Annotated in this window: 2 protein-coding genes; both read left to right on the top strand. The window is 76.5% G+C overall.

Annotation, left to right across the window (positions count from 1 at the left end; translation table 11 throughout):
- Positions 1-1,902, top strand: a 1,902-nt coding sequence (locus tag ACWGDE_RS35175; RefSeq protein WP_453393130.1) for an SDR family NAD(P)-dependent oxidoreductase, incomplete at its 5' end; no start/stop codon positions are given.
- Positions 1,895-5,878 (top strand): beta-ketoacyl synthase N-terminal-like domain-containing protein (locus tag ACWGDE_RS35170; RefSeq protein WP_453393129.1); only part of this gene is annotated, 3,984 nt, incomplete at its 3' end. The genes ACWGDE_RS35175 and ACWGDE_RS35170, both read left to right, overlap by 8 nt.

Below are 5,878 nucleotides of genomic sequence, written 5' to 3'. Positions count from 1 at the left end.
GTCCCTGGCAGCGCGGCCCCGGGTGCCGGGCTCCCCGGCGGGGTGCGGCCCGGCGGTGAACCCGGCGGCGACGGGACGGCAACGCCCGGGGGCTCGCCGCGGTCGCCGGAGGAGGTGATGGACGTGGTCGTGGACATCGTCCACGCGCGGACCGGATACCCCCACGACATGCTCGACCCCGAGCTGGACCTGGAAGCGGACCTGTCCATCGACTCCATCAAGCGGGTCGAGATCATCGGCGCGCTGGCCGACCGGATCGGTCTTCCCCGGGACGCGGGCGGCTCCGCCGAGTCCGCCGTCGAGGAGCTGTCCCGGATCAAGACCCTGCGCGGGATCGTCGACTGGGTCGTCGCCCACACGGCCCACACGGCCCAATCGGCCCACGCGGCCCCCACGGGCGACACCGCATCACCCGCCGACGCTCCGGGCACGGAGTCCGCGGCCACCGTCAGCCGGCTCCGGGTGGACCTGCGGCCCCTGCCGGCGGTGGAAGCGAACCCGGAGGCACTTCGAGGACTGCGGATCGGTGTCGTCGGGGACGGCGAGGGCGTCGCGCCCGCGCTCGCCGGGGCCCTGCGGGCCCACGGCGCGGAGGTGCGGGAGCTCGCCGAGGCCGAGGCCGGGTGGGACGCGGTGCTCGATCTGTCCGCCCTGCGGCCGGGAGCGGCCCCGGTCATGCCCGAGGTCTTTCCCGGATTGCAGAGGGCGCTCACCGGCGGTGTGCCCCGGCTCCTCCTGGTCACCGCGCACGGCGGCACCCCCGGAGCCGGACTGCACGGCTTCGCCCGCAGCGCCGCCCTGGAGTTCCCCGGCACGCTGATCCGCGCGGTGGAGGTCCACCCCAAGGAGGACCCCGAGCGGATCGCCGCGCAGCTCCTCGCCGAGCTGAGCTGCGAGGCGCCCGCCCCGGACGGGGCCTCCGGCTCCTTCGAGGAGGCCGCCCGTCCCGCCTCCGTCGCCTACACCGTCGAGGGCGTACGGGTCACCCGCACGCCGGTGCCGGCACCGCTCGCCCCCGCCGGCGGAACGCCGCCGCTGGACGCGGACTCCGTGGTCCTGCTCACCGGCGGGGCCCGGGGCATCACCGCCCGGACCGCCCTCGCACTGGCCCGGGCCACCGGCTGCCACGTCGAGCTGATGGGACGTACGCCCCAACCCTCCGCCGCGGAAGACGAGTTCGGGCACGCCACCGACCGGGTCGCCCTGCGCGCGGCCCTGATCGCCACCGGTCTGCGCACCCCCGCGGAGATCGAGGCCGCGGCCTCGCGGATCCTCGCCGAGCGCGAGGTGCGGGCCACCCTGTCGGCCCTCGAGGCCGCCGCCGCGTCTGTCCGCTACCACTGCGCGGACGTCACGGACGAACAGGCCGTACGGGCCGTCGTGACCGGAGTACGGGAGCGCCACGGCCGACTGGACGGCATCGTCCACGGGGCCGGGACCCTGAGCGACGGGCTGCTCCGCGAGAAGCAACCGGCCGCTTTCACCGAGGTGTTCACCACCAAGGTGACCGGCGCCCGGCACCTCGCCGCCGCCGCGGCCGAGCACGGCTCGGCCCCCGCGCCCCGGTTCCTCGCCCTGTTCGGCAGCGTGGCGGGCGTGTACGGAAACCGCGGCCAGACCGACTACGCCGCCGCCAACGACGCCCTCGACTGCCTCGCCCACACCTGGGCGCCCGGCGGTGACGGCGCGGCCTTCCCGGGCCGGGTGCTGTCCCTCGACTGGGGTCCGTGGGCCGCGGAGGCGGGCGGGATGGTCAGCCCCGAACTGGCCCGCGCGTACGCCCGGCGCGGCATTCCGCTCATCGAGCCGGAGGCGGGTACCGCCGCCTTCCTCGCCGAACTCGCGCACGGGAGCGACGTACAGGTGGTCCTGATGGCCGAGGGGAGTGGGGAGCGTGGCTGACCGTCGGCGGCAGCGCGGCCCGCGCCCGACCGACGCGGCGATCGTCGGGATGGGCGCGGTGTTCCCCGGCGCCGCGGACCTGGCCGCGTACCGCCGCAACCTCCTCGCCGGCACCGACTGCATCGGCGACGTACCGCCCGGGCGCTGGGACCCCGAGGTGTACTACGACCCGGCCGGCGCCACCGGACCGGTGGCGGGAGACCGCTTCTACTGCCGGCGCGGCGGCTTCGTGGACGGGCTCGCCGCCTTCGACCCGACCCGGTTCGGGATCATGCCGACCGCCGTGGAAGGTGCCGAACCGGACCAGATGCTGGCCCTGCACGCGACGGCCGAATCCGTGGCCGACGCGGGCGGCGAGGACCGGCTGCCGGCCGACCGCTCCCGGATCGGCGTGGTGCTCGGACGCGGCGGGTTCATGGGCGTGGCCACCGCACGCCTCGACCAACGCGTCCGTACGGCACACCAGTTGGCGCAGACCCTGCGGGAACTCGCGCCCGAACTGGGCGAGCGGCGGATCGCGGAGGTGCGCTCCGCGTTCCAGGACGCCCTCGGGCCGGAGCGGCCCGACGCCTCGATCGGGCTCGTACCGAGCTTCACGGCCGCCCGCACAGCGAACCGGCTGGACTTCCGCGGCCCCGCCTACACCCTGGACGCGGCCTGCGCCTCCTCGCTGCTCGCCGTGGACCAGGCGGTGGGAATGCTGGCCGGCGGGCGCTGCGACGCGGTGGTCGCCGGGGCCGTGCACCACTGCCACATCGCCACCCTGTGGAGCGTGTTCACGCAGTTGCGGGCCCTGAGCCCCAGCGAGCTCATCCGGCCCTTCGACCGGCGGGCCGACGGGACCCTGCTGTCCGAGGGCACCGGTGTGGTGCTGCTGAAGCGGCTCGCGGACGCGGAGCGGGACGGCGACCGGATCTACGCGGTGATCCGCGGCACGGGCGTGGCCGGCGACGGCAGGGCGGCGAGCCTGATGAGCCCGCTGGTCGCGGGCCAGGTACGGGCGCTGGAGCGGGCGTGGTGCGAAGCGGGCCTGGACCCGCGGGCACCGGGTGCGCTGGGACTGCTGGAGGCCCACGGGACCGGGACCCCGGTCGGCGACGCGGCCGAACTGGACACGCTGGCCCAGGTGTTCGGCGGCCCTCTGGCAGACGGCGAAGGGATCGGCTTCGGCTCGGTGAAGTCGATGCTCGGCCACACCATGCAGGCCTCCGGCATGGCCGGGCTGATCAAGGCGGCGCTCGCGGTGTACGAGGGGGTGCTGCCGCCGACGCTGCACCTGGAGGAGCCGCACCCGGACCTGGCCCGCACCCGGATGCGGCCCGTCACGGCGGCCGGGCCGTGGGAACGCGGGCCCGCCCCGCGCCGGGCCGGGGTCAACGCCTTCGGGTTCGGCGGCATCAACGCGCACGCGGTGCTGGAGGAGGCGCCCGGAGCCGTGCACCGGGCCGCGCCCGTACGGCGGTTCCTGCCCCTGGGCGGCGCAGCCGCGCCGGTGGACGTGGCCGAGCGGGAGGACGTACTCCTGATGGCGGCGGCCGACGCGGCGGAGCTGTCGCTCCGGCTGGCGCACGGCTCCCCGGTGTCCGGGGGCGACGGGCCGTGCCGGCTCGCCGTCGTGGGGCCGACGCCCCAGCGGCTCGCGCTGGCCGCGAAGGTGGTGGCGCGCGGCCGGGCCTGGCGGGGACGCGGGGACGTGTGGTTCGCGCCCGAGCCGCTGGGAGGCCGGGTGGCCTTCCTGTTCCCGGGCCTGGAGCCGGAGTTCACCCCGGCGCTGGACGACGTGGCGGAGCGGCTCGGGCTGGAGCGGCCCCGGCTGAGCCGGGGCGACGAGCTGATGGAACGCGCCCTGGACGCGATCGCGACCGGCCGCTTCCTGGCACGGGCGCTGCCCGAACTCGGCATCGAGGCCGATGTCCTGGCGGGCCACAGCCTGGGGGAGTGGGCGGCGATGGTCGCGGGCGGAATGTACCCGCGGGACGCGGCCGACACCTTCCTGGCATCGCTGAACCCGGGCTCGCTGAAGGTCCCCGACCTCACCTACGCGGCTCTGGGCTGCGGAACCCGGCGGGCGGAGGCGGCGCTCCACGGTCTGGACGACGTGGTGGTCAGCCACGACAACTGCCCCCACCAGTCGGTGATATGCGGAGAACCCACTCAAGTGGCGGCCGTTCTCGCACGGTTGCGGACCGAGGGAGTCCTCGGCCAGGAACTCCCGTTCCGTTCCGGGTTCCACACCCCGATGTGGGAGCCCTACCTCGGGCAGGTCCGCGCCGCCTTCGGCCGGCTGCCGCTGCGGCCGGCCGCCCTGCCCGTCTGGTCGGCGACCACATGCGAGCCGTTCCCGGCGGACGCGGAGGAGGTGCGCGGCCTCGTGGTGCGCCACCTCCTGGAGCCGGTCCGGTTCCGCGAGCTGACGCTCCGGCTGTACGAGGACGCCGGCGTCCGCAGCTTCGTCACGCTGGGCCCGGGCAGCCTGCCGGGGTTCGTCGAGGACACCCTGCGCGAACGCCCCCACCTCTCGGTGTCGGCCTCCTCGCCCCGCCTCCCGGGCCTCGCCGCCCTGCGGCGCACCTGCGCGGCCCTGTGGACCGAGGGACACGCCCCGCGCTGGGAGCGCCTGCTACCGGCGGGGCCGGGCGACACCGGCCGGGCGTCAGGAGCACCGGCCGTCCCGTCCACGCCGCCCGCACGCGGGCGCACCGTCTCCCTGGACCTGGGCTCGCCGCTGGTTCGACTGAGCGCGGCGGCGCGCACCACCCTGGGCGGCTTCCTGCCCCCGGCGGCCACTCCGGCCCCGGAGCCCCTGACGGCCTCCACGGCCCGGCCGGCCGCCACAGCCCCGGCCGCCCCGACAACGCAGGCAGCCCCGGCGGCCGCAAGCCACCGGCCCGTCCTGCTCTCCGCCCTCGACGCGGTCGTCACCGACCCCGCTCCGGCCGCCCGCACCACCCCCGCGGACATCGGGAAGCAGACCCTGCGGCTCTCCCTGGCCGCGCTGCCCTACGTCCGGGACCACTGCGTGTACCTGCAGCCCGAAGGGTGGCCGGAGGACTCCGACCGGTTCCCCGTCGTCCCCATGACGACCATGCTGGAACTGGCGGCCGAGGCCGCGCTGCGGCACGCCCCGCCCGGCAGGGCCGTCATCGGCTACGACCAGGTACGGGCCCTGCGCTGGCTCGCCGTCGAACCGGCCCTCGACGTGGAGGTCACCGTCCGCGCCGAGGGGCCCGGCCGCGTCCGGGTCACCCTCGGGGAGTACGCCGACGTGGTCGTGCTCCTCGGCGAGCGGTACGGGGCGCTGCCCGGCCCCGATCCCACGCCCCTGAACGACCCGCGGCCGGCCCCCGTCAGCGCCGAGGCGCTCTACCGGGACCGGTGGATGTTCCACGGCCCGCGCTTCGCCGGGGTGCACGAGGTGCGGGAGGTCGGCTCGGACGGCATCCGCGGGGTGCTGCGGGCGCTGCCCGACCCGGGGGCCCTGCTCGACGCCGCCGGGCAGTTGTTCGGGCACTGGATGCAGCTGCGGCTCCCCGTGGACCGGCTGGTGTTCCCGGCCACCGTGGAGCGCATCCGGTTCTCGGGGCCCCCGCCCGCCCCGGGCGACCTGGTAGCCGCCACGGCCCGGATCCGCGAGGTGCGCGATGTCACCGTGCGCGGTGACATCGAACTGCGCCGGGCCGACGGCGAGGTGTGGGCCCGGATCGACGGCTGGACCTACCGCCGCTTCGGCGCCGACGAGCGGGTCTGGCCGATGAAGTTCACCCCGGAGGTGTGCGGCATCGGCGAACCCCGCCCCGAGGGATGGTGCCTGGCGCGGCGCCGCTGGAGCGATCCCGCCTCGCAGGAGCTGGTCATGCGCCGCTACCTCGGCGCCGCCGAGCGCACGGCGTACGAGCGGCTGGCGCCGCGGGCCCGGGCACCCTGGCTGCTGGGCCGGATCGCCGCCAAGGACGCCCTGCGGCAACTGCTGTGGGAC

The sequence above is a fragment of the Streptomyces sp. NPDC054956 genome (genome assembly GCF_053609185.1).
Note: the sequence above shows the minus strand (reverse complement) of the source record. Positions and strands in the feature narration are given on the sequence as shown.